16 protein-coding genes and 1 pseudogene are annotated in these 18,917 nt (G+C 72.0%); 4 read left to right on the top strand and 13 right to left on the bottom strand.

What is annotated here, in order from left to right; translation table 11 throughout:
• Window positions 1-108: 108 nt before the first annotated feature.
• The 5 genes from valS to DQE82_RS28970 form a co-directional block, all read right to left on the bottom strand.
• Window positions 109-2,673, bottom strand: a complete 2,565-nt coding sequence (gene valS, locus DQE82_RS28990) for a valine--tRNA ligase (protein WP_113974749.1) — start codon at window positions 2,671-2,673, stop codon at window positions 109-111.
• 152 nt (window positions 2,674-2,825) lie between these two features.
• Entirely contained in the window at window positions 2,826-4,658 is a 1,833-nt protein-coding gene (locus DQE82_RS28985; RefSeq protein WP_205797832.1) for an ABC transporter ATP-binding protein, read from the bottom strand.
• Window positions 4,659-4,795: 137 nt separating this feature from the next.
• Window positions 4,796-6,616, bottom strand: a complete 1,821-nt coding sequence (locus tag DQE82_RS28980) for an ABC transporter ATP-binding protein (RefSeq protein WP_113974747.1) — start codon at window positions 6,614-6,616, stop codon at window positions 4,796-4,798.
• A gap of 37 nt (window positions 6,617-6,653) precedes the next feature.
• Window positions 6,654-7,166, bottom strand: coding sequence for a methylated-DNA--[protein]-cysteine S-methyltransferase (locus DQE82_RS28975; RefSeq protein ID WP_113974746.1), 513 nt, complete (start codon window positions 7,164-7,166; stop codon window positions 6,654-6,656).
• Window positions 7,163-8,614 (bottom strand): AlkA N-terminal domain-containing protein, encoded by a 1,452-nt coding sequence (locus DQE82_RS28970; protein ID WP_113974745.1) that lies wholly within the window; start codon window positions 8,612-8,614, stop codon window positions 7,163-7,165. Before DQE82_RS28970 ends, DQE82_RS28975 begins: the two co-directional genes overlap by 4 nt.
• Window positions 8,615-8,857: 243 nt before the next feature.
• Here DQE82_RS28970 and DQE82_RS31285 point away from each other — a divergent pair, with 243 nt between their 5' ends.
• Window positions 8,858-9,322 (top strand): hypothetical protein, encoded by a 465-nt coding sequence (locus tag DQE82_RS31285; protein ID WP_223201312.1) that lies wholly within the window; start codon window positions 8,858-8,860, stop codon window positions 9,320-9,322.
• Between the two features lie 176 nt (window positions 9,323-9,498).
• Here the strand turns inward: DQE82_RS31285 and DQE82_RS31280 are convergent.
• A pseudogene (locus DQE82_RS31280) lies at window positions 9,499-10,272 on the bottom strand (EamA family transporter); the annotation flags it as partial.
• Window positions 10,273-10,361: 89 nt separating this feature from the next.
• Here DQE82_RS31280 and DQE82_RS28960 point away from each other — a divergent pair.
• The 3 genes from DQE82_RS28960 to ychF are packed head-to-tail and all read left to right on the top strand — an operon-like array spanning window position 10,362 to window position 12,780.
• The gene (locus DQE82_RS28960) at window positions 10,362-10,868 is read left to right on the top strand and encodes a MarR family winged helix-turn-helix transcriptional regulator (RefSeq protein WP_043328390.1); all 507 of its coding nucleotides are present in this window, start codon (window positions 10,362-10,364) and stop codon (window positions 10,866-10,868) included.
• Window positions 10,869-10,898: 30 nt separating this feature from the next.
• The gene (locus DQE82_RS28955) at window positions 10,899-11,636 is read left to right on the top strand and encodes a peptidase E (RefSeq protein ID WP_113974743.1); all 738 of its coding nucleotides are present in this window, start codon (window positions 10,899-10,901) and stop codon (window positions 11,634-11,636) included.
• A 58-nt stretch (window positions 11,637-11,694) separates the two neighbouring features.
• Window positions 11,695-12,780, top strand: coding sequence for a redox-regulated ATPase YchF (gene ychF / locus DQE82_RS28950; protein WP_043328395.1), 1,086 nt, complete (start codon window positions 11,695-11,697; stop codon window positions 12,778-12,780).
• Between the two features lie 309 nt (window positions 12,781-13,089).
• On the opposite strand, the gene DQE82_RS28940 is transcribed toward ychF, so the two are convergent.
• The 7 genes from DQE82_RS28940 to DQE82_RS28905 form a co-directional block, all read right to left on the bottom strand.
• Complete coding sequence (locus DQE82_RS28940; protein ID WP_113974742.1) at window positions 13,090-14,058, bottom strand: hypothetical protein; 969 nt, start codon at window positions 14,056-14,058, stop codon at window positions 13,090-13,092.
• A gap of 263 nt (window positions 14,059-14,321) precedes the next feature.
• The gene (locus DQE82_RS28935) at window positions 14,322-14,792 is read right to left on the bottom strand and encodes a hypothetical protein (RefSeq protein ID WP_113974741.1); all 471 of its coding nucleotides are present in this window, start codon (window positions 14,790-14,792) and stop codon (window positions 14,322-14,324) included.
• Between the two features lie 448 nt (window positions 14,793-15,240).
• Window positions 15,241-15,690: an NUDIX domain-containing protein gene (locus DQE82_RS28925; RefSeq protein ID WP_069088253.1), complete on the bottom strand. Its 450-nt coding sequence runs from the start codon at window positions 15,688-15,690 to the stop codon at window positions 15,241-15,243.
• Between the two features lie 6 nt (window positions 15,691-15,696).
• Window positions 15,697-16,416 (bottom strand): DinB family protein, encoded by a 720-nt coding sequence (locus DQE82_RS28920; RefSeq protein ID WP_233514817.1) that lies wholly within the window; start codon window positions 16,414-16,416, stop codon window positions 15,697-15,699.
• A 143-nt stretch (window positions 16,417-16,559) separates the two neighbouring features.
• Entirely contained in the window at window positions 16,560-17,255 is a 696-nt protein-coding gene (locus DQE82_RS28915) for an ABC transporter permease (RefSeq protein WP_113974740.1), read from the bottom strand.
• A complete protein-coding gene (locus DQE82_RS28910) occupies window positions 17,252-18,130 on the bottom strand; it encodes an ATP-binding cassette domain-containing protein (protein ID WP_043328404.1) in 879 nt (292 codons plus the stop codon). The genes DQE82_RS28915 and DQE82_RS28910 overlap by 4 nt, the downstream gene beginning before the upstream one ends.
• On the bottom strand, window positions 18,127-18,486 hold the full coding sequence (locus DQE82_RS28905) for a GntR family transcriptional regulator (protein ID WP_043328406.1): 360 nt from the start codon (window positions 18,484-18,486) through the stop codon (window positions 18,127-18,129). Before DQE82_RS28905 ends, DQE82_RS28910 begins: the two co-directional genes overlap by 4 nt.
• Between the last annotated feature and the right edge of the window lie 431 nt (window positions 18,487-18,917).

The following is an 18,917-nucleotide window of genomic DNA, read 5'->3' as shown; positions in this document are numbered from 1 at the left end:
AATGCACCGCCGCGGGCCGGTCCGGCCGGCCCTTCGGGGTGTTAAGAAGGGCCCCTTCTACGACGCCAGGCGTTAAGAAGGGGCCCTTCCTTACATCGCCGGCGGCGCTCAGAACGCGCAGGCGATGACCAGTTCGGTGGTGCGATCCGGCAGCAGGTCCAGCTTCGCGATCCGGCCCGCCGCGCGCAGGTCGTCGGCGACCGTGCCGAGCTGGTCCAGCACCGCGGCCGGTCCGAGTGCCTCGGCCAGCGGCACGTCCGCCTTCATCGACAGCTTCCGTTCCGACTTGGCGCGGCGCACCTGACCCAGCGCGTCGGCGGCCAGTCGCAGCAGTTCCGGGTCACCCGGCGCCTGCGTCGCGCGGCCCACCTCGTACGTGGTCGGCCACGGCGAGCGGTGCACCGAGCCGTACCGCCACCACGACCAGACCTCCTCGGTGACGAACGGCAGCACCGGCGCGAACAGGCGCAACTGCACCGTCAACGCGGTCGCCAGCGCCGCCCGGGCCGAGTCGGCCGCCGGCCCGGTGCCGTAGGCGCGCTCCTTCACCAACTCGATGTAGTCGTCGCAGAACCGCCAGAAGAACGCTTCGGTGGCCATCAGGGCGGCCGTGTGGTCGTACCCGTCGAAGGCGGTGGTCGCGGTCGCGACCACGCCGGACAGTTCGGCGAGCATCGCGGTGTCCAGCGGTTGGGTCGCCGCGGCCCGCAGCGCGTCGGCGGCGCCCAGCCCGAGCGCGAACCGCGACGCGTTGAGCAGCTTGGTGGCCAGCCGCCGGCCCACCTTGACCTGGGCCGGGTCGAAGGCGAGGTCCATGCCCGGCTTGCCGTTGGCGGCCCAGTAGCGGACCGCGTCGGAGCCGTTCTGTTCCAGCAGCGCCATCGGCGTGACCACGTTGCCCTTGGACTTCGACATCTTCTTGCGGTCCGGGTCGAGGATCCAGCCGGAGAGCACAGTGGTGTGCCAGGGCAGCGCGCCGTGCTCCAGGTGGGACCGGGCGACGGTGGCGAACAGCCAGGTCCGGATGATGTCGTGCCCCTGCGGGCGCAGGTCCATCGGGAAGACCCTGGCGAACAGGTCCGGGTCGGTCTCCCAGCCGCCGACGATCTGCGGGGTCAGCGACGAGGTGGCCCAGGTGTCCAGCACGTCCGGGTCGCCGGTGAAACCGCCCGGCACACCGCGCTGCGACTCCTCGTATCCGGGCGGCGGTTCGCTGCTCGGGTCGATCGGGAGCGTCGCCTCGTCCGGTGTGAGAGGGTGGGTCCAGTCCGGCTCGCCAGTGTCGTCGAGCCGGTACCACACCGGCACCGGCACGCCGAAGAACCGCTGCCGGCTGACCAGCCAGTCACCGGTGAGGCCGCCCACCCAGTGTTCGTAGCGGTGCCGCATGTGCTCCGGCACCCAGCGCAGCTCCCGACCCCGGGCCAGCAGCTCCTCGCGCAGGCCGGCGTCCCGGCCGCCGTTGCGCAGATACCACTGCCGGGTCGAGACGATCTCCAGCGGCCGGTCGCCGCGCTCGTAGAACTTCACCGGGTGCGTGATCGGGCGCGGCTCGCCGACCAGATCACCCGCGTCGGCCAGCAGCTCCACCAGCGTCCGCCGGGCGCCGTTCACCGTCTGCCCGGCCAGCGCCGCGTAGGGCGCCGCCGGCACGCCGGCCGGCGGCTCCGGCAGCAGCCGCCCGTCCCGGCCGATCACCACGCGGGTGTCCAGCCGCAGCTCACGCCACCAGGTCACGTCGGTCAGGTCACCGAACGTGCAGACCATCGCGATGCCCGTGCCCTTGGCCGGGTCCGCCAGCGGGTGCGCGCGCACCGGCACCTCGACCCCGAACACCGGGGTACGCGCGGACGCGCCGACCAGGTCCGCGTACCGCTCGTCGTCGGGGTGGCAGACCAGCGCCACGCAGGCCGGCAGCAGCTCCGGGCGGGTGGTGTCGATCAGCACCTCGCGGCCGTCCGGCCCGGTGAACCGCAGCCGGTGGTACGCGCCGGGCCGCTCCCGGTCCTCCAGCTCGGCCTGCGCCACGGCGGTGCCGTACCCGACGTCCCACAGCGTCGGCGCCTCGGCCTGGTACGCCTCGCCCCGCGCCAGATTGCGCAGGAACGCGCGCTGGCTCGCGGCGCGGGCCGCCGACCCGATCGTGGTGTACGTCAGCGACCAGTCCACCGACAGCCCGAGCCGCCGCCACAGCGCCTCGAACGCCTTCTCGTCCTCGACGGTGAGCAGTTCGCACAGCTCGATGAAGTTGCGCCGGGAGATCGCCGTCGGGTTCTTCCGGGCCGTGTCGTCCACCGGCGCGGACGGCGGCCGCCAGTTGCTGTCGTATGGCAGCGCCGGGTCGGGACGCACGCCGTACACGTTCTGCACCCGGCGTTCGGTGGGCAGCCCGTTGTCGTCCCAGCCCATCGGGTAGAAGACCGTGCGCCCGCGCATCCGCTGGAACCGGGCCACCGTGTCGGTGTGCGTGTACGAGAACACGTGCCCCATGTGCAGTTCGCCCGACACGGTCGGCGGGGGAGTGTCGATCGCGTATACGTCCGACCGCTCCTTCGTACGGTCGAACGCGTACGTGCCGTCGGACTGCCAGCGGCGGGCCCAGGTCTCCTCGATGCCGTCCAGGCTCGGACGCTCGGGGACGCCGCCGCGGGCGCTGATCGTCGTGTCGGTCATCGTCCGATGGTAGGCAGCCCGGTTGCCGCACTCCACGACTTTCCCCACCCCGCGCGTCCTCGCCGATCTTGCGCTTGCCGCCCCGGCACAAGCCGCTTTTCGGGCATCCCTCGGGCCGCAAGTGCAAGATCAACGAGGGTCGGAGGAGCGAGCTAGAGGAGCGAGTCGCGCCACTGGCGGTGCAGGGCGGCGTAGCGGCCGTCGGCGGCGATCAGCTCGGCCGGTGGGCCGTCCTCCACGATCCGGCCGTCGTCGAGCACCAGCACCCGGTCCGCCGTCTCCACGGTGGAGAGACGATGGGCGATCACCAAGGCGGTACGGTCGCGCAGCACGTTGTGCAGGGCCCGCTGCACCAACCGCTCGGTCGGCACGTCCAGCGACGAGGTCGCCTCGTCCAGGATCAGCACCCGCGGGTCGGCGAGGAACGCCCGGGCGAACGCGACGAGCTGCCGCTGACCGGCGGACAGCCGCCCGCCGCGCCGGTGCACGTCCGTGGCGTACCCGTCGGGCAGCGCGGCGATGAAGTCGTGCGCGCCGATCGCCCGCGCCGCCGCGACCACCGCCTCGTCGTCCGCGTCCGGCCGCCCGAACCTGATGTTGTCGGCCACGGATCCGCTGAACAGGTGGGTCTCCTGGGTCACCAGCACCACCGCCCGGCGCAGTTCGGCGTCGGCCAGGTCACGCAGGTTCACCCCGTCCAGGTCGACAGCGCCCGCGTCCGGGTCGTGGAACCGGGCCAGCAGCTTCGCGACTGTGGACTTCCCGGCGCCGGTCGGCCCGATCAGCGCCACCGTCTGCCCGGGCGGCACGGTCAGGTCCAGGCCGGACAGGATCGGCGTCTGCCGCCGGTAGCCGAAGTCGACGGCGCGGAACGTCACCGCCCCGCGCGGCGGCCCGGCCGGCAGCGGCACCGGGTCCGCCGGTTCGGCCACCGCCGGGCGCTCGTCCAGCACCCCGGCCAGCTTCTCCAACGCGGCGGTCGCCGACTGGAGCGCGTTGTAGAACTGGCTCAACTCCTCCATCGGCTCGAAGAACCGGCGCAGGTAGAGCAGGAACGCGGCGAGCACGCCCACCTCGACGCCGCCGCCCAGCACCCGCCAGCCGCCGTACCCGAGCACCACCGCCGTGGTCAGGTTGCCGATCAGCCGGATGCCCGGCGAGTAGATCGCGATCAGCCGGAACGCGCGCAGGCTGGAGCGCCGGTAGTCGTCGTTCACGGCGGCGAAGATGCGCTCGTTGCGCTCCTCCCGCCGGTACGCCTGCACCGCCCGGATCCCGCGCAGCGACTCCACGAAGTGCACGATGACCAGCGCCACCGCCTCCCGGGTACGCCGGTACGCGCCCGCCGACGCGCGCGCGAACCAGCGTGACAGCAGGAACAGGAACGGGAACGCGAGCAGCGTCACCGCCGCCAGCGGCAGGTCCAGCCAGAGCAGGATGCCCGCCACCGACAGCACCGACAGCCCGGCCATCACCAGCTTGTCGATGCCGCCGTCGACCAGTTCGGCGATCGACTCCAGGTCGCTCGTCAGCCGGGACACCATCCGCCCGGAGGTGTAGCGCTCGTGGAAACCGACGTCGAGGCGGAGGAAGTGCCCGTACACCCGTCGGCGCAGGTCCAGCAGGACGGCCTGGCCGATCCGGGCGGCGAGGGTGAGGAACGCGCGCCGGGCCGCGTACTCGACGGCTGTCGCCACCACGAACGCGGCGGCGACAGCGATCAGCGGGCCGGGATCACCGGCCCGCAGTGGCCCGATGCCCCGGTCGATGCCGAGCATGACCAGGTACGGGCCGGACATCGCGGCGGCGTTCTGGGCCAGCAGAAGCGCCACCGCCAGCCCGAGCGCACGCCGGTGCGGGCGCAGCAGTTGCCGCAGCAGGAGCCGGCTGCGGGCGCGGAGCCGGGCCACCGCCGCCGGGGAGGAGTCCTCGGCGCGGCTGCGGTCGGCGTCCGGGTCGGTGGCCCGGCCGCGCCAGCGGGACAGGTCGTCGCGTCCGCCGGTGCGGTTCGGTTCGTCGTGGTGTGCGCCGGCTGCGTGGTGCGCCTGCCGGCGCCCGGCGGTGCGCGCGCCGGTGTCGCGCGGCGCGTCGCGGGGCCGGGGCACCCGCGGCACGCCGCCGGTCACGAGCGCACCAGACCGACGCCGCCGGAACGGCGCTCCGGCTCGGCGGAGAGCACCGCCCGGTACGCCGGCACCCGGGCCAGCAGCTCCGAGTGGGTGCCGACGGCGACGATCCGGCCGCCGTCCAGCAGCGCCACCCGGTCCGCCAGCGCCACTGTCGAGGGGCGGTGCGCCACCAGCAGGGCCGTGGTGCGGCTCTCCCGCAGCACCCGGCGCAGCGCCGCCTCCACGAGCGCCTCGGTGTGCACGTCGAGCGCGGAGAGCGGATCGTCGAGCACCAGCAGTGCGGGCCGCCCGAGCACCGCGCGGGCCAGCGCGAGGCGCTGCCGCTGCCCGCCGGACAGCGACAGCCCCTGTTCACCGACCCGGGTGGCCAGCCCCCAGGGCAACTCGTACGCGAAGTCCGCCTGCGCCAGCGCCAGCGCCGCCCGGACCTCCTCCTCGCCCGCGTCCGGCCGCCCCAGCGTCAGGTTCTCCCAGACCGACATGGAGAACAGGGTCGGCTCCTCGAACGCCACCCCGACCAGCCGTCGCAGCGAGCCGAGCCGCAGGTCACGCACGTCGTGCCCGTCGACGGTGATCCGGCCGCCGGTCACCTCGTGCAGCCGCGGGACGAGCGACAGCAGCGTGCTCTTGCCGCAGCCGGTGACGCCGACGAGCGCCATCGTCTCGCCCGGCTCGACGGTCAGGTCCAGGTCGTGCAGCACCGGCGCCGAGGTGCCCGGGTAGCGAAAGGTGACCCCCTCGAAGCGGAGCCGGCCGCGTACGTCGGCGCGCTCCAGCGACCGGGCGTGCGGCGCGTCCACGATCGTCGGGCGGGTGTCGAGGACCTCCTGGATCCGGTCGGCGGCGGTGGCGGCCTCCTGGCCGTTGGCGATGATCCAGCCGAGCGACTGCACCGGCCAGATCAGCATGAGCTGGAGGCTGACGAACGCGACCAGCTCCCCGATGGACAGCGCGCCCTCGGCGACGGCCGCCGCGCCGGTCACCAGGACCGCGCCGAGGGTCAGGTTGGGCACCAGGTCGAACAGCGCCGAGGTGCGGGCCAGCAGCCGCGCCTTGCCGATCCCGGTGTCGTGCAGCCGGCGCGCGCCGACGGCGAACCGGGTCGCCAGTTCCGGCCCCCGCCCGTACGCCCGCATGGTGCGCAGCCCCTGCGCGGTCTCCTCGACGAGCGTGGCCACGTCGCCCTGCTGGTCCTGCATCCGGCGCGACGCCGCGTGGTAGTGCCGGGCGAAGCGGCGGCTGATCAGGAACAGCGGTACGGCGCTGGCCGCGACCAGCGACCCCAGCCAGGGGTGCAGCCGGATCAGCAGCACCACCACGGCGACGTAGGTGATCAGGTTGAGGACCAGGAACAGCAGCCCGAAGGAGAGGAACCGCCGGATCACCGAGAGGTCGCTGGTGATCCGGGACAGCAACTGGCCGGACTGCCAGCGGTCGTGGAAGCCGGCCGGGAGCCGTTGCAGGTGGGCGTAGATGTCGGCGCGGATGGCCGCCTCCATGCCCACCGAGGACGACGACTGGGTCCAGCGGCGGATGAAGATGAGAACCGCCTCGGCCAGCCCGAGCAGCAGCGCCAGGGCGCCGAGCCGCAGCAGCCCGGCCTCGTCGTGCCGGGCCACCGGCCCGTCGACCACCCGCTGCACCACCAGCGGAACGGCGAGGCTCGCCGCGGTGGCCGCGAGCGCCGCCACCAGCAGCCAGGCGAACTCCGTCGCGTACGGGCGCAGGTAGGGCCGCAGCCGCCAGAGGTTGCGCAGCGGCTTGGACCGGGCGTCGTTCTGCGCCGCGGGGTTGCCGTCGCTGGGCGCGGGCACTACCCGACGGTAGCCGCCGGGGGTGACGTTTCCGCTGTCAGCTAGCCGTCACCCGTCCCTCATGCCCGAGAAGCCACTTCTTCACGGGCAGGCCCCAGCGGTAGCCGCCGAGCGTGCCGTCGGTGCGCAGCACGCGGTGACAGGGCACGAAGAGCGCTGCCGCGTTGCGCGCGCATGCCGCCGCGGCGGCGCGGACCGCGGCGGGGCGTCCGGCCAGCGCGGCGAACCCGGTGTAGGTGACCGGGTCGCCGGGCTTGATGTCGCGCAGCACCTGCCAGGCATGCGTCAGGAAGAGCCCGCCGCTGTGCTGCTCCACTGGGACCGCGTCGATCGCGGCGAGGTCTCCGTCCAGGTAGGCCCGGACGGCGGCGGTGACCGGACCGAGGTCGGCCCGCTCCCGCAGGTCACCACGCAGGCTCGGGTGGGTCAACGGCGCCAGGGCCGCCGGGTCGGGCGTGAAGCCGGCCGCGCGTACCGCGCCGTCGGGGCCGGCGAGCACGCTCAACGGGCCGACCGGTGTGTCGATGACGGTGCTGTCCACAGTGCTCATGCTGCTCTCCAGAGTCGGATCGTCGCGTAGGACCGCCAGGGGCGCCAGCGTTCGGCGTACGCGAGCAGGGTCTTGGGGGTGTCGGGCAGGCCGAGCGCGGTTGCGCCGCGGCGTACGCCCAGGTCGGTGGTGAGGGCGACGTCGGGGTCGCCGAGTGCGCGCATGGCCAGGTAGCCGGTGGTCCACGGGCCGACGCCGGGCACCGCGGCAAGGAGCCGGACCGTCTCCTCCCGGTCGCCCCCGGGTTCCAGGTCCAGCGTCCCGTCGGTGACGGCGCGGGCCAGCGCCCGGATCGTCTCCCGGCGGGCGGCCGGCATCCGGAACGCCGGGTCCGGCGCCGCGAGCACGTCGGCGGGACCCGGGAACGCCACCAGGCCGTCGGCCGGGTCGTCGGTGCCCGAACCGCTCGCCGACCGGACGGCGGAGAGCAGGCGGGTGAGCGTGGTCCGCGCCGAGGTCAGCGAGACCTGCTGGGTCACGACGGCGCGGACGGCCAGCTCGAAGCCGTCGACCGCGTGCGGAAGCCGGACGCCCGGCTCGGCGACGACCGCCGGGGCCAGCGCCGGGTCGGCGGCCAGGGTGGCGTCCACCGCGACCGGGTCGGCGTCCAGGTCGAGCAGGCGGCGGCAGCGGGCCACCGCGGGAGCCAGGTCACGCATGTCGGCCAGCCGCAACGTGGCGTCGATGTGGCCGTCGGACGGGGTCAGCGCCACCGTGCCGGGACCGTGCGGCAGGCGCAGCCCCCGGTGGTAGGTGCCGTCGCGGACCACCTCGACGCCGGGCAGCGCGCGCAGCGCGAGGAAGTCCAGCAGCGCGCCCGCGTGCAGCGGTGGCCGGTATGCCAGCCGCAGCGAGAGCGTGCCCGCGCCGGTGGCCGAGGCCGGACCGCGTCGCCCGGCGCGCAGCTCGGACGGGGTGCCGCCGTAGACCTCACGGACCGTCTCGTTGAACTGCCGGACGCTGCCGAACCCGGCGGCGAAGGCCACCTCGGCCAGGCCGAGGCCGGTGGTCTCGATCAGGATCCGGGCGGTCTGCGCGCGCTGTGCCCGGGCCAGCGCCAGCGGGCCGGCGCCCAGCTCGGCCTGGAGCATCCGGTGCAGGTGCCGCTCGGTGTAGCCCAGCCGGCCGGCCAGCCCGGGCACCCCGTCGCGGTCGACCACGCCGTCGGCGATCAGCCGCATGGCGCGGCCGACCAGGTCGGCCCGGACGTCCCACTGCGGGGAGCCCGGCGCCGCGTCCGGCCGGCACCGGCGGCACGCCCGCAGCCCGGCTCCCTGCGCGGCGGCGGCCGACGGGAAGAAGCGGACATTTTGCCGCTTGGGTGTCATCGCCGGACAGGACGGCCGGCAGTAGATCCCGGTCGACGTCACGCCGGTGTAGAACCAGCCGTCGAACCGCGGATCGCGGCTGTCGACGGCCCGGTAACACCGCTCAAAGTCCAGCTCCATGCCCCCGATCCTGCCCCCCGCCCCGCCGGCGTGGCTGGCGGTATTCGGACATGACGTGTGGCAGTCGCGCCAGCTCGGGGAGGTGGCGGTATCGCCGGTTCCCGGATGCCGCCACCTCGGCGGAATGGTGTGGATCATGCCCGGCGGACCCGAGAAAGTGTCGTAAGTGGTCGGTACGGTCCCGCCACCAACTCAAGAAAAGGTGCGGGGCATGGCGAGCGTGGCCGGGCGGGGTGTCCGCTGATGCGATCGGGGCGGGCACCGTTGGACGCCGCGGTGGTGCAGGGCTTCTACGAGCGGATGAGGTTGGTGGCGCCGGCCGCCTACGGCGCGATCGAGCGCGACCGGGCCGGTGACCCCGGGCGCCCCTTCCCCGACACCGCCTGCGGCCGGCTGGCCGGCTCGCTCGACCCGGACGGGCTGCGCGCGCTCGGCATGTGGGCGCACCACTGGTGCATGCGCTTCTACGACGACGACACCCGCGTCGGCCTGCGGCTGGTCCGGGAGATCGCCGCCCGGTCCGGCCTGGGCTGGACCGCCGACGAGGTGCGGTGGCTGCTCGACCGGTCGTACGAGGCCGGGCCCGCCGCCGCGCACCGGTTCACGCTGCCGCTGGCCGCCGCGGCGCAACTGCCGGCCGGTGCGCTGCCCGAGGGTGTCGCCGCCGAGGCGTGGCCGGACGACTGGCGCCGGCTGCGGGCCGGCTGACGGCGCCGCCACCAGCCCACCGCTCCGCCGCCCGCCCGAACGCCGACCAGCGCCATCGCCGGGTGGTCCGCGTCGCCACCCAGCCGCGGGCGAGGAGGCCGGTCCGGCATCTGGGCGAGCACCATCGCCGCCACGGCCACCGCGAAACCGGCGAGCTGGACCGGGTCCAGCGCCTCACCGAGCACCGCCCAGCCGAGCGTCGCCGCAGTCAGCGGGCTCAACGCGCCGAGCACCGACACGCGGGACACCGGCAGTCGCGCCGCGCCCCGGAGCCACAGCACGTACGCCAGCGCGGTGCCGGCCAGCCCGAGCCACGCGTACCCGAGCACTGCCGGCCCGTCGGGCACGGGCGGCGCGCCCTCGACGGCGGCGGCGACCGGCACGATCATCAGGCCACCGGCGACGAGCTGCCAGCTCGTCGCGGCCAGGACGCCCACTCCGGGCGGCCGGCCCCAGCGGCGGGTGAGCACCAGCCCGGCGGCCATCGCCACGGCCCCGGCGAGCCCGGCGGCGACGCCGAGCGGGTCGAGGCCGGCGCCGGGGCGCAGCACCACGAGGGCGACGCCGAGCGGGGCGGCCACGGCGGCGACCAGCGCCGGCCGGGTGGGGCGGTCGCGGAGCAGCGCGACCGTCAGCACCGCCACCAGCAGCGGCTGGGCGGCGCCGAGCACGGCGGCGGTGCCACCGGGCAGCCGGTACGCGGCGAGGAAGAGCAGCGGGAAGAACACCCCGATGTTGAGCGCGCCGAGCACGGCGGCCCGCCCCCACCAGCGGCCGTGTGGTCGCCTTCGGGTCAGCGCGAGCAGCAGCAGACCGGCCGGGAGGGCGCGGATCGCGCCGGCCCAGAGCGGCCGGTCCGGGGGTAGGAGTTCGGCGGTGACCAGGTAGGTGGTGCCCCAGGTGACGGGGGCGGCGGCGGTGAGCGCGACGTCGGTCCAGCGAGAGTTCACAGTAGCTTCCTCAGTTATAAGTATCTTAGGGCTAAGCTACTCAGGCCCGAGCGAAAAGGGAAGTGGGACGTGGGGCACAATCGGCAGCCGTGACAGGCGACGAGGTGGACGCGATCGTCGAGCAGTGGCGGCGGGAACGACCTGGCATGCGGCCCGAGCCGATGGCCGTGTTCGGCCGCATCTACCGGCTCGCCCGGCTGGTCGGCGACGGCCAGGAGAAGGTGTACGCGGCCTGGGGCATCGGCCGAGGTGAGTTCGACGTGCTCGCCGCGCTGCGCCGCTCCGGTGAGCCGTACACGCTGGCGCCGAAGGCGCTCGCCGCCTCGCTGATGCTCACCTCGGGCGGCATGACCGGGCGGCTCGACCGCCTCGAACGGGCCGGCCTGGTACGGCGCTCGCCGGACCCGGCCGACCGGCGGGCGCTGCGGGTCACACTCACCGACACCGGTCGCCGGGTGGTCGAGGAGTCCGCCGAGGCCGGGCTCGCGGTGCAGCGGCGGATCCTCGACGCGCTGCCGCCGGCCGACCAGGAGCGGCTGGCCGACCTGCTGCGTACGCTGCTCGCCGCGGCCGACACCTCCGGTCCGGCACAATGATCGTCACTGTCATCGGCCGGAAGGACGCCCGTGCCCGCCACTGAACCGACGATCGTCGCCACCAGCATGGGTTTCGCCAGCCGTCGTCGTGGCCCCTGGGACGCCCGGCCCAGCGCCCTGTTCGACCTGATGGCCGACCTGGCCGGGGCCGGTGACGCGCCGCGCGTCTGCTACCTCGGCCAGGCCACCGGGGACCAGCCGACCGGGTTCACAGTCTTCTACGGCGCCTTCGCCGGCACCCGGTTCCGCGCCTCCCACCTGGCGCTCTACCCGATGCCGAACGTCGAGGACATCCGCGCCCACCTGCTCGCGCAGGACGTCATCTGGGTCGGCGGCGGCAGCGTGGCCAACCTCTGCGCGGTCTGGCGGGTGCACGGCCTGCCGGAGATCCTGCACGAGTGCTGGCAGGCAGGCGTGGTGCTCGGCGGTGTCTCCGCCGGCTCGATCTGCTGGCACACCGGCGGCGCCACCGACAGCTACGGCCCGACGCTGCGGCCCTTCACCGAAGGGCTGGGCTGGCTCCCGTACGGCAACGGCGTGCACTACGACAGCGAGGAACAGCGGCGACCGCTGATGCACCAGCTGGTCGCCGACGGCACGCTCCCGGCCAGCCACTGCACCGACGACGGCGTCGGGCTGATCTACCGGGGCACGCGGCTGGCCGAGGCGGTGGCCGACCGGCCGGGCGTGGCCGCGTACGAGCTGGTCCGCGCCGAGGACGGCACCGCCCGGGAGACCCGGATCGAGCCGAGCCTGCTGTCGGAGTGACAGGCTTCGCGGACCTGCCTGCCCGGCGCGGGCGGCGAACCGCGTAAGCTGGTTCGTCGTGAGTCTCACCATCGGCATCGTCGGCCTGCCCAACGTGGGCAAGAGCACCCTGTTCAACGCGCTGACCAAGAACGACGTGCTCGCCGCGAACTACCCGTTCGCCACCATCGAGCCGAACGTCGGCGTGGTCGGGCTGCCCGACGAGCGGCTGGCCAAGCTGGCCGAGATCTTCTCCTCGCAGAAGGTGCTGCCGGCGCCCGTCTCCTTCGTCGACATCGCCGGCCTGGTCCGCGGCGCGTCCAAGGGGCAGGGCCGGGGCAACGCGTTCCTCGCCAACATCCGCGACGCCTCGGCGATCTGCCAGGTGGTGCGCGCCTTCTCCGACCCGAACGTCGTGCACGTCGACGGCAAGGTCTCCCCGGCCGACGACATCGAGACGATCAACACCGAGCTGATCCTGGCCGACATCCAGACGCTGGAGAAGGCGCTGCCCCGGCTGGAGAAGGAGGCCAAGCTCCGCAAGGACCGGGCCGCCGCCGTCGAGGCAGCCAAGAAGGCGGTCGAGGTCCTCGACAACGGTGTGACCCTGTACGCGGGCGCCGCCGCCGCGAAGGTCGAGCTGGAACACCTGCGTGAACTGCACCTGCTCACCACCAAGCCGTTCCTCTACGTCTTCAACGTCGACGAGGCCGAGCTGGGCAACGCCGAGTTCCTCGACGAGCTGCGCGGCCTGGTCGCGCCCGCCGAGGCGATCTTCATGGACGCCAAGATCGAGTCCGAGCTGGTCGACCTGCCCGAGGACGAGGCCCGCGAGCTGCTGGAGTCGATCGGGCAGTCCGAGCCCGGCCTGAACCAGCTCGTCCGGGTCGGCTTCCGGACGCTCGGGCTCCAGACGTACCTGACGGCCGGCCCCAAGGAGGCGCGGGCCTGGACCGTCCCGGTCGGCGCGACCGCGCCGGAGGCCGCCGGGGTGATCCACAGCGACTTCCAGCGCGGCTTCATCAAGGCCGAGGTGGTCTCCTACGACGACCTGGTCGAGGCCGGATCGATGGCGGCGGCGAAGGCCGCCGGCAAGGTCCGGATCGAAGGCAAGGAGTACGTGATGCAGGACGGCGACGTGGTGGAGTTCCGCTTCAACGTCTGAATCCGGCCCGTTTCCGCAGGTCAGAAGGGTGGTTCCTCGCTCTGGGGCACACCGGGGGGCAACTCCACGCCTCATCGACCGCCCGGCGGGTGCGCTCCTCCGAGTCCGGCATGCACCAGCAGTTCGGCCACGATGATGACCGACTCGCCCTGCATCAGCAGGACCGAAGCGTAGTGGTTGCGCAGGTCGTGAGTCGACTTGAAGGGTTGCAGTTCGCCGGCCCACTTCGGGCCATGGCCTCACAGTGCCGCTACCACGCTGGATCAGCTCTGATCCCGCACCCGAACTCCTCGCGGGTCTTGCGGCCGGCTACAGCACGCGTAGAAGGCCGTACCTCACGGCGAAGTCAGTGTCGGAGCGTGGTGGTGTCCGCCGCAGAAGTTGCTCAGCCTCGCAGCTGCGGCGCTCGGTGCCTAGGCCGACGCTGACGTGTTCAAGCGTCGGGTGATCAACGAATGGCTTGAACGCATCAGCAGGGAGCAGGGCCTCAGTTACCGACAGCTCCCGCAGCTGGGGTGCGGCAGCGAGGCCCTGTAGGGATGTCGTGTGCCGAAGGTGTCGCATGGCGGTGCAGTCGGCGCGTAGCAGCGTAGTGCAGGAGCTGAAGTCGGGAAGTCGGTCTGCAGTGAGCGCGTCCAAACACAGCCATTGCAGTGCGGGCAGGCGTGTCACCGGGTCGAGGTCGGTGAGCTTGCGAACTGCGCGTAGCGCGACGTAGCGAAGCGTGGGGACCTGGAGCAGCCATTCGCCGTGTGCCAACGAGCCGAGGGTCAGCGCCAATGACTGCAGGTGGGGCAGGGCAATCAGTGGGAGATATTGGTCGACCGGGAGTCGCCACAGCGAAAGTCCCTGCAGGTTGGGGTTGGCGTCGATCAGTTCCGGAAGGCCGCCTCGGTGCGCGACGATCCGCAGTTGGCGAAGGTCACGGAACGCGGCGGCCGGGGTCAGGTTGAGAGGCTTGCGGGTCTCGCCGATGTCGAGGAGCTCGACGTCGGCGCTCAGTTGGTGCAGCGGCGCCAAGTCAGTCAGGTTGTGTAGGTGGGCGACGCTGAAGCGACGGAGGCGTGGGAACCAGCGCAGGAACCGCAGCGTAGCGAGGTCCTCGTCGAAGCCGTACGCGCGCAGAGTGACCGTCGGATGCTCCGCCAATAGCGCGGCGAGCAACCTGTACTCCGCCTCGGCGAGTGGCTGGCTGAACTGAACAACCGAAGCATCGTCGAGCCTGACTCGAAGCTGCTGCATGTCGAGAGGGCTCGACACGTCCACGATGCGGCTCATGACCTGCGATCTTCCTGCCCAGGCTGCCAGCACGCCAGCGTCGTGAACCATGGTGTCACCGTCGGTGCCCGGCGCTCTCCGGGCCTGTGTAACCCGTCAACTGGCATCGCCGTTTAGCGCATCAACCGGATTACGACACCGGCTGCCAGCGGCTGCCAGCGATGTCGGGTCTCAGGACCTGCGTGACAGATCAGTCTCGGGACGTGGGTGACACGTCCGGCTAGACGATCTTCGGTTGAGGGTAGCGCTTGTGTATGCCCTGGCTAGTTGGGGTTGGCAAGAACTTCGATGTGGATCGGTTCTTGGCTGTTGAGGTAGAGGACGTAGCCCGCTTCTTGGTCCTCGATCGCGTCGACAGGAACCATCTCAAGCGCGTAGTCCGGCCGGGGTAGGAATCCGAAGTCGGCGGGAGGGTCGAACCTCTCGATGGAGGTAACCCGCACCTCCGTCGGTGGGATGCCGACGAAGCAAGGGTCACTGGCTTGCAGTTCGGAGGCGTCGGGCTCCAGTCGCCACGGTGTGTTGAGCCAGCCGTGCGCGTCAGGGTCACGAGGAAAGCCCACGGTGCCATCCCATGAGTTGGTTGACTCGGGGTCCGCCTCCCGCCATGGCCAGTCGATGAGCAGGCGCTGGGGCGTGGTCCTGACGACCCGCGTGTCGAACGCCTCGGCCGAGATCAGGAGCAGGTCGCCGACGGTGTAGCCGAGGGCCTTCGTCAACCTGGTGCTATCCATGGTCTGATCTGCCAGTTTCCTTGCTCCAGCTCATGAGCGACAAAGCTAGGAATGGCACCGGCGGGGCGTCAAGCTTCGTCCCGGTGCTGCGGGGTGCGGGCCGCGCGTGAGGGTTCGGGTTTGCGGACCTTGAACCGGGCGATCGGCTTGACAGTGGTGCGGGTGACCTCGGCGACGAGTTGGTCGCCGTTGTGGACGCGGAAGGTGGTGTCGGAGGCTTCGACGGTGAGGGTGGTTCCGGCGTGGTGGATGCCGACGTGGATGCGTTGGCCGGCGATGACGAGGTTCCTCGGCAGCTGACGCGGCGTTCGACCCGGATCGGTTCGGGTGCCGGGGCGGGTGGGGGTCCGGCGGGGGCGACGACTTCCGGTCCCGGCCCGGGCGAGTGATCGACCGAGCCGCAGGCTCCCCCTGCGCGCGTTCGTGCCGAGAGACGTGTCCGTCGTGGTCAGGCGCGACGCTCGGCAAGGACCCTGCGGAACAGGGCGGGGTAGCCGGCATGAGCCAGCGGTAGCGCTCCGAGCGCGTCCTCGGTGAACCAGCCGATGGCGTCGTGTTCCTCCGGCGCCAGGTTGGCCGGAGACCCGCTCCACGCTTCGATCAGCCAGATCCGCATGTCGAACGTGTCGGCGTGAACCTCGTGCACTGGTGGACCCGCCGGCACCGCCACGTCGACGCCCAGTTCCTCTCGAAGCTCACGGGCAAGTGCGACACGGGGCGGTTCCCCGGGCTCGACGTGCCCGCCGGGCAGGTCCCAGACGTCGGGCAGCACACGACGCAGGGGAGAGCGGTGGCACAGGAGTATCCGGTTGCCGTCGCACAGCAACCCGGTGACGATGCGCGCCTTGGGAGATCCGTCCGCCGAGGCCTCCGATGCGGGGCCGGTCCACGTGGACACCGGACGCTACGCCTGCGCGTCCAGGTCGCGCACTGCGAAGCGGAGGTGTTCCCACTCCTCGTCGAAGATGACGTGAAGGCAGTGCAGGACCGGCTTCTCGTGTTCGGGTGACCACGCTGACGGCCGAGGCTCGGTGAGCAGCTCCGGAGTGACGCCCGTGAGGAAGTCCCGCACCATGGCCTGCCGCTCGGCGCGCAGATCGAGCACCTGGGCGAGACTCGGCCGCGCCGCGGGGAAGATCGACATGTCGAGTCCGTCCGTCTCGTACTCGGCGTGCGGCTGCCCGAGCGGATGGAAGGGCTGCGGCAGGCGCAGGATCGCCTTGCCGAGCCAGGCGTCGGTGGCGAACGCGAGGTGGCGCAGGGTCTGCGCGAACGACCACTCGCCGTCGATCGAGATGTCGGCGGCACCCTCGGGCATGGACACGACCCGGTCGACCGCGGCCGCCCAGGCTCGTTCGAGCGCCGCCCACGCCGCGCGCAGGCCGTCGGGATCCTCGGCACGCCTCAGCTCGCGCCCGGGGAACCGCCGGTTGAGTTCGGCCTCGACGAGCGGCACGACGTCGACACCGTTGACCAGCAGCGTGCCGTCGGTGAGCCACGGCGCGTCGATGTCGAGCCCGCGCACGTCGACGCCGCGCATCACCGCGCCGGCCAGCGTCGACCTGGTGAAGCGCGCGCCTTGCAGGTCCCGGTCCACGAACGTCGTGAGGTCGCTCTGGTCCACGGCGCACCCCTCTCGTCGGCGATCGCGGCAATGCTAGCGAGCAGGTCCGACAACAGCTGTCGATGCGACCGGACCGGGGAGCTGCGGGTGGCGGCCGACGACCCGCATAACGCGGATCGTCGGCCGACCATCCGTGCCCGCCGTCAGGCGTTGGCCCGGCGGATGGCCGCCATCCCCCCGAGGGCGGCCACCGCGGCGATCAGGGCGGGCCACCCCACCAGCAGGCTGACCTGGTGCTGGCTGCTCAGCCACTGCCAGATGTCATCGAACCATCCCTGCCAGGTGATCAACGCGACGAGCAGGCCGGTCACCAGGATCAGGGCCGCGCCGGCCCCGAACAGGCCGTTCATGCCGAACCGGACGTACCAGACGGCGACGAAGACGGAGACGAAGTTCAGGAACAGGAACGGCACCGCGTAGACGGCGATCTGCAACAGCACGTTGTCGACGTCGACGTACGGGATTCGGAAGAACCGCAGCTGGATCCCGAAGCCGCCGGTGGCGCCCTCGATCAGGTTGAGCAGGTAGAGCAGGACGCCGTAGACGACCGCCTGCACCACGTTGACGAGCACCGTGGCGAGGTAGAAGGTGCGCCGGGTGACGCCCATGCCGAGCGCGAACGGGAACACCTGGCTGATCGAGGTGGCGGCGACGATCGAGCAGACGATGTAGATACTGACCAGACCGCCCGTGGTGTTCTTGCCCGGCGCGGCCTCGTCGATCGAGGCAAAGATCAGCAGGTTGACGCCGAGCGAGATGGCCATGATGCCCCATGGCCAGGCCAACTGGCTGACCCAGGCGATGGTGTGCATCCGGGCGACGTCGAGGATACGAGTCATCGCGCGTTCGTCCTTTCCGTCGTCAGGCGCACCACGGCCTGTTGGAGCGACACCGGCGCCAGGTCGATGCCGAGCTTCTTGGCGCGCGTCCGTTCGGCGTCGTCGAACGACCCGCGCAGCGACGCGCGGACCGCGCCGCCGAGTTGCTCACGATGCAGCGCCTGGTGCGCGGCGGCGAACTCGTCCACCGCAGCGGCCGGGCCGGACGCCTCCACCACCTCGCCGCGCAGCTCGTCGCTGGGCGCGTCGAGCAGCAGCTTTCCGCGGTCGAGCAGCAGTACGTGCTCGATCAGGTCGGCCACCTCGTCGATGAGGTGTGTGGAGAGCACGACGGTGCGCGGGTTCTCGGCGTAGTCGGCGAGCAGCCGGTCGTAGAAGAGTTGCCGGGCGACCGCGTCGAGACCGAGGTACGGCTCGTCGAAGAAGGTCAGCGGCGCGCGTGCGGCCAGGCCGATCGTCACGCCCAGCGCGGACAGCATGCCGCGGGACAGTTTGCGCACCTTGCGCTTGCGCGGCAGGTCGAAGTCGTCCACCAGGGACTGCGCGAAGTCCTCGTCCCAGTTGGGGAACAGCCGCTTGGCCAGGCTCAGCACGTGCCGGACCTGGTACGCGGTCGGGTACGTCTGACTCTCCTTGATGAAGACCACCCGCGACAGCACCCGCTCGTTCTCGTACGGCCGCTCACCGAAGAGCATGAGGTCGCCGCTGGTGCCGCTGTTCTGGCCGGTGATCAGCTGCATCAGCGTCGTCTTGCCGGCGCCGTTGCGGCCGAGAAGCCCATAGATCTTGTCGCCCGTCAACGTGAAGGTGACGTCATCGAGAGCGGTCACCTCGCCGAACCGCTTCGTGAGCCCGGCTGCCGCCACGACGCTCATCGCTGTTCCTCCCCTGTGTCGATGAGCTTCTTCAGCTCCTCGGTGCCGATGCCCAACTTGCGTGCCTCCTCGATGAGGGGCCGCACGTACTGGTCGGAGAACTCGCGCCGGCGGCGTTCCCGGAGTGTTTCGACGGCGCCCGTTGCCACGAACATTCCGATCCCCCTGCGCTTGTAGAGAAGCCCGTCATCGACCAGGCGGTTGATCCCCTTGGCGGCGGTCGCCGGGTTGATCCGGTGGAACGCCGCAAGCTCGTTCGTCGACGGCACCTGGGTCTCCTCCGCGTACGTCCCGTCGATGATCGAGTTTTCGATCATCTCCGCGATCTGGACGAAGATCGGCCGGCCGTCATCCATCCTGGTTCTTTGGTTCATTACTCATGTAACTAACCTTGGCGCTCGCGGGCCGGGGCGTCAAGTCTTCTTCGGGTACGCGCGGCCGATTACGGCTCGATCGAGTTCGCGCCGTGACACTGACGATCGACGAGAGCACCCGCCAGGTACGGCAGTCCGTCTGCGGCTGTTGCGACACCGCCGCGGAGCGGACCTGGGCCGACCTCCATGCTGACGACGCGTCACCTTCGGCTGTGCCGGGTCGGGCCGGTGGCCGGCTCGCCGGGGCCGGCCGCGACGCTCGTCAACGGCGGTGAGGTCGCGGGGGACAGCCCGATCTTCGGCCGCAAGCTCCCCGAGTTCCGGCAGATGGTTGACCTGATCCTGGAGCGTGTCCTGCCGCGACCTCACCCGGTGATCAAGGGGTTTACGTCTCCCGGACCGCGCCGACCGGA

The sequence above is a fragment of the Micromonospora sp. LHW51205 genome (assembly GCF_003315815.1).
GTDB lineage: Bacteria > Actinomycetota > Actinomycetes > Mycobacteriales > Micromonosporaceae > Micromonospora > Micromonospora chalcea.
Note: the sequence above shows the minus strand (reverse complement) of the source record. Positions and strands in the feature narration are given on the sequence as shown.

Coding starts and splice junctions, on each gene's coding strand:
- valS (WP_113974749.1), bottom strand. CDS start 2,673: ATGACCGACACGACGATCAGCGCCCGCGGCGGCGTCCCCGAGCGTCCG.
- DQE82_RS28975 (WP_113974746.1), bottom strand. CDS start 7,166: ATGAGCACTGTGGACAGCACCGTCATCGACACACCGGTCGGCCCGTTG.
- DQE82_RS28970 (WP_113974745.1), bottom strand. CDS start 8,614: ATGGAGCTGGACTTTGAGCGGTGTTACCGGGCCGTCGACAGCCGCGAT.
- DQE82_RS31285 (WP_223201312.1), top strand. CDS start 8,858: ATGCGATCGGGGCGGGCACCGTTGGACGCCGCGGTGGTGCAGGGCTTC.
- DQE82_RS28940 (WP_113974742.1), bottom strand. CDS start 14,058: ATGAGCCGCATCGTGGACGTGTCGAGCCCTCTCGACATGCAGCAGCTT.
- DQE82_RS28935 (WP_113974741.1), bottom strand. CDS start 14,792: ATGGATAGCACCAGGTTGACGAAGGCCCTCGGCTACACCGTCGGCGAC.
- DQE82_RS28915 (WP_113974740.1), bottom strand. CDS start 17,255: ATGACTCGTATCCTCGACGTCGCCCGGATGCACACCATCGCCTGGGTC.
- DQE82_RS28910 (WP_043328404.1), bottom strand. CDS start 18,130: ATGAGCGTCGTGGCGGCAGCCGGGCTCACGAAGCGGTTCGGCGAGGTG.
- DQE82_RS28905 (WP_043328406.1), bottom strand. CDS start 18,486: ATGGATGACGGCCGGCCGATCTTCGTCCAGATCGCGGAGATGATCGAA.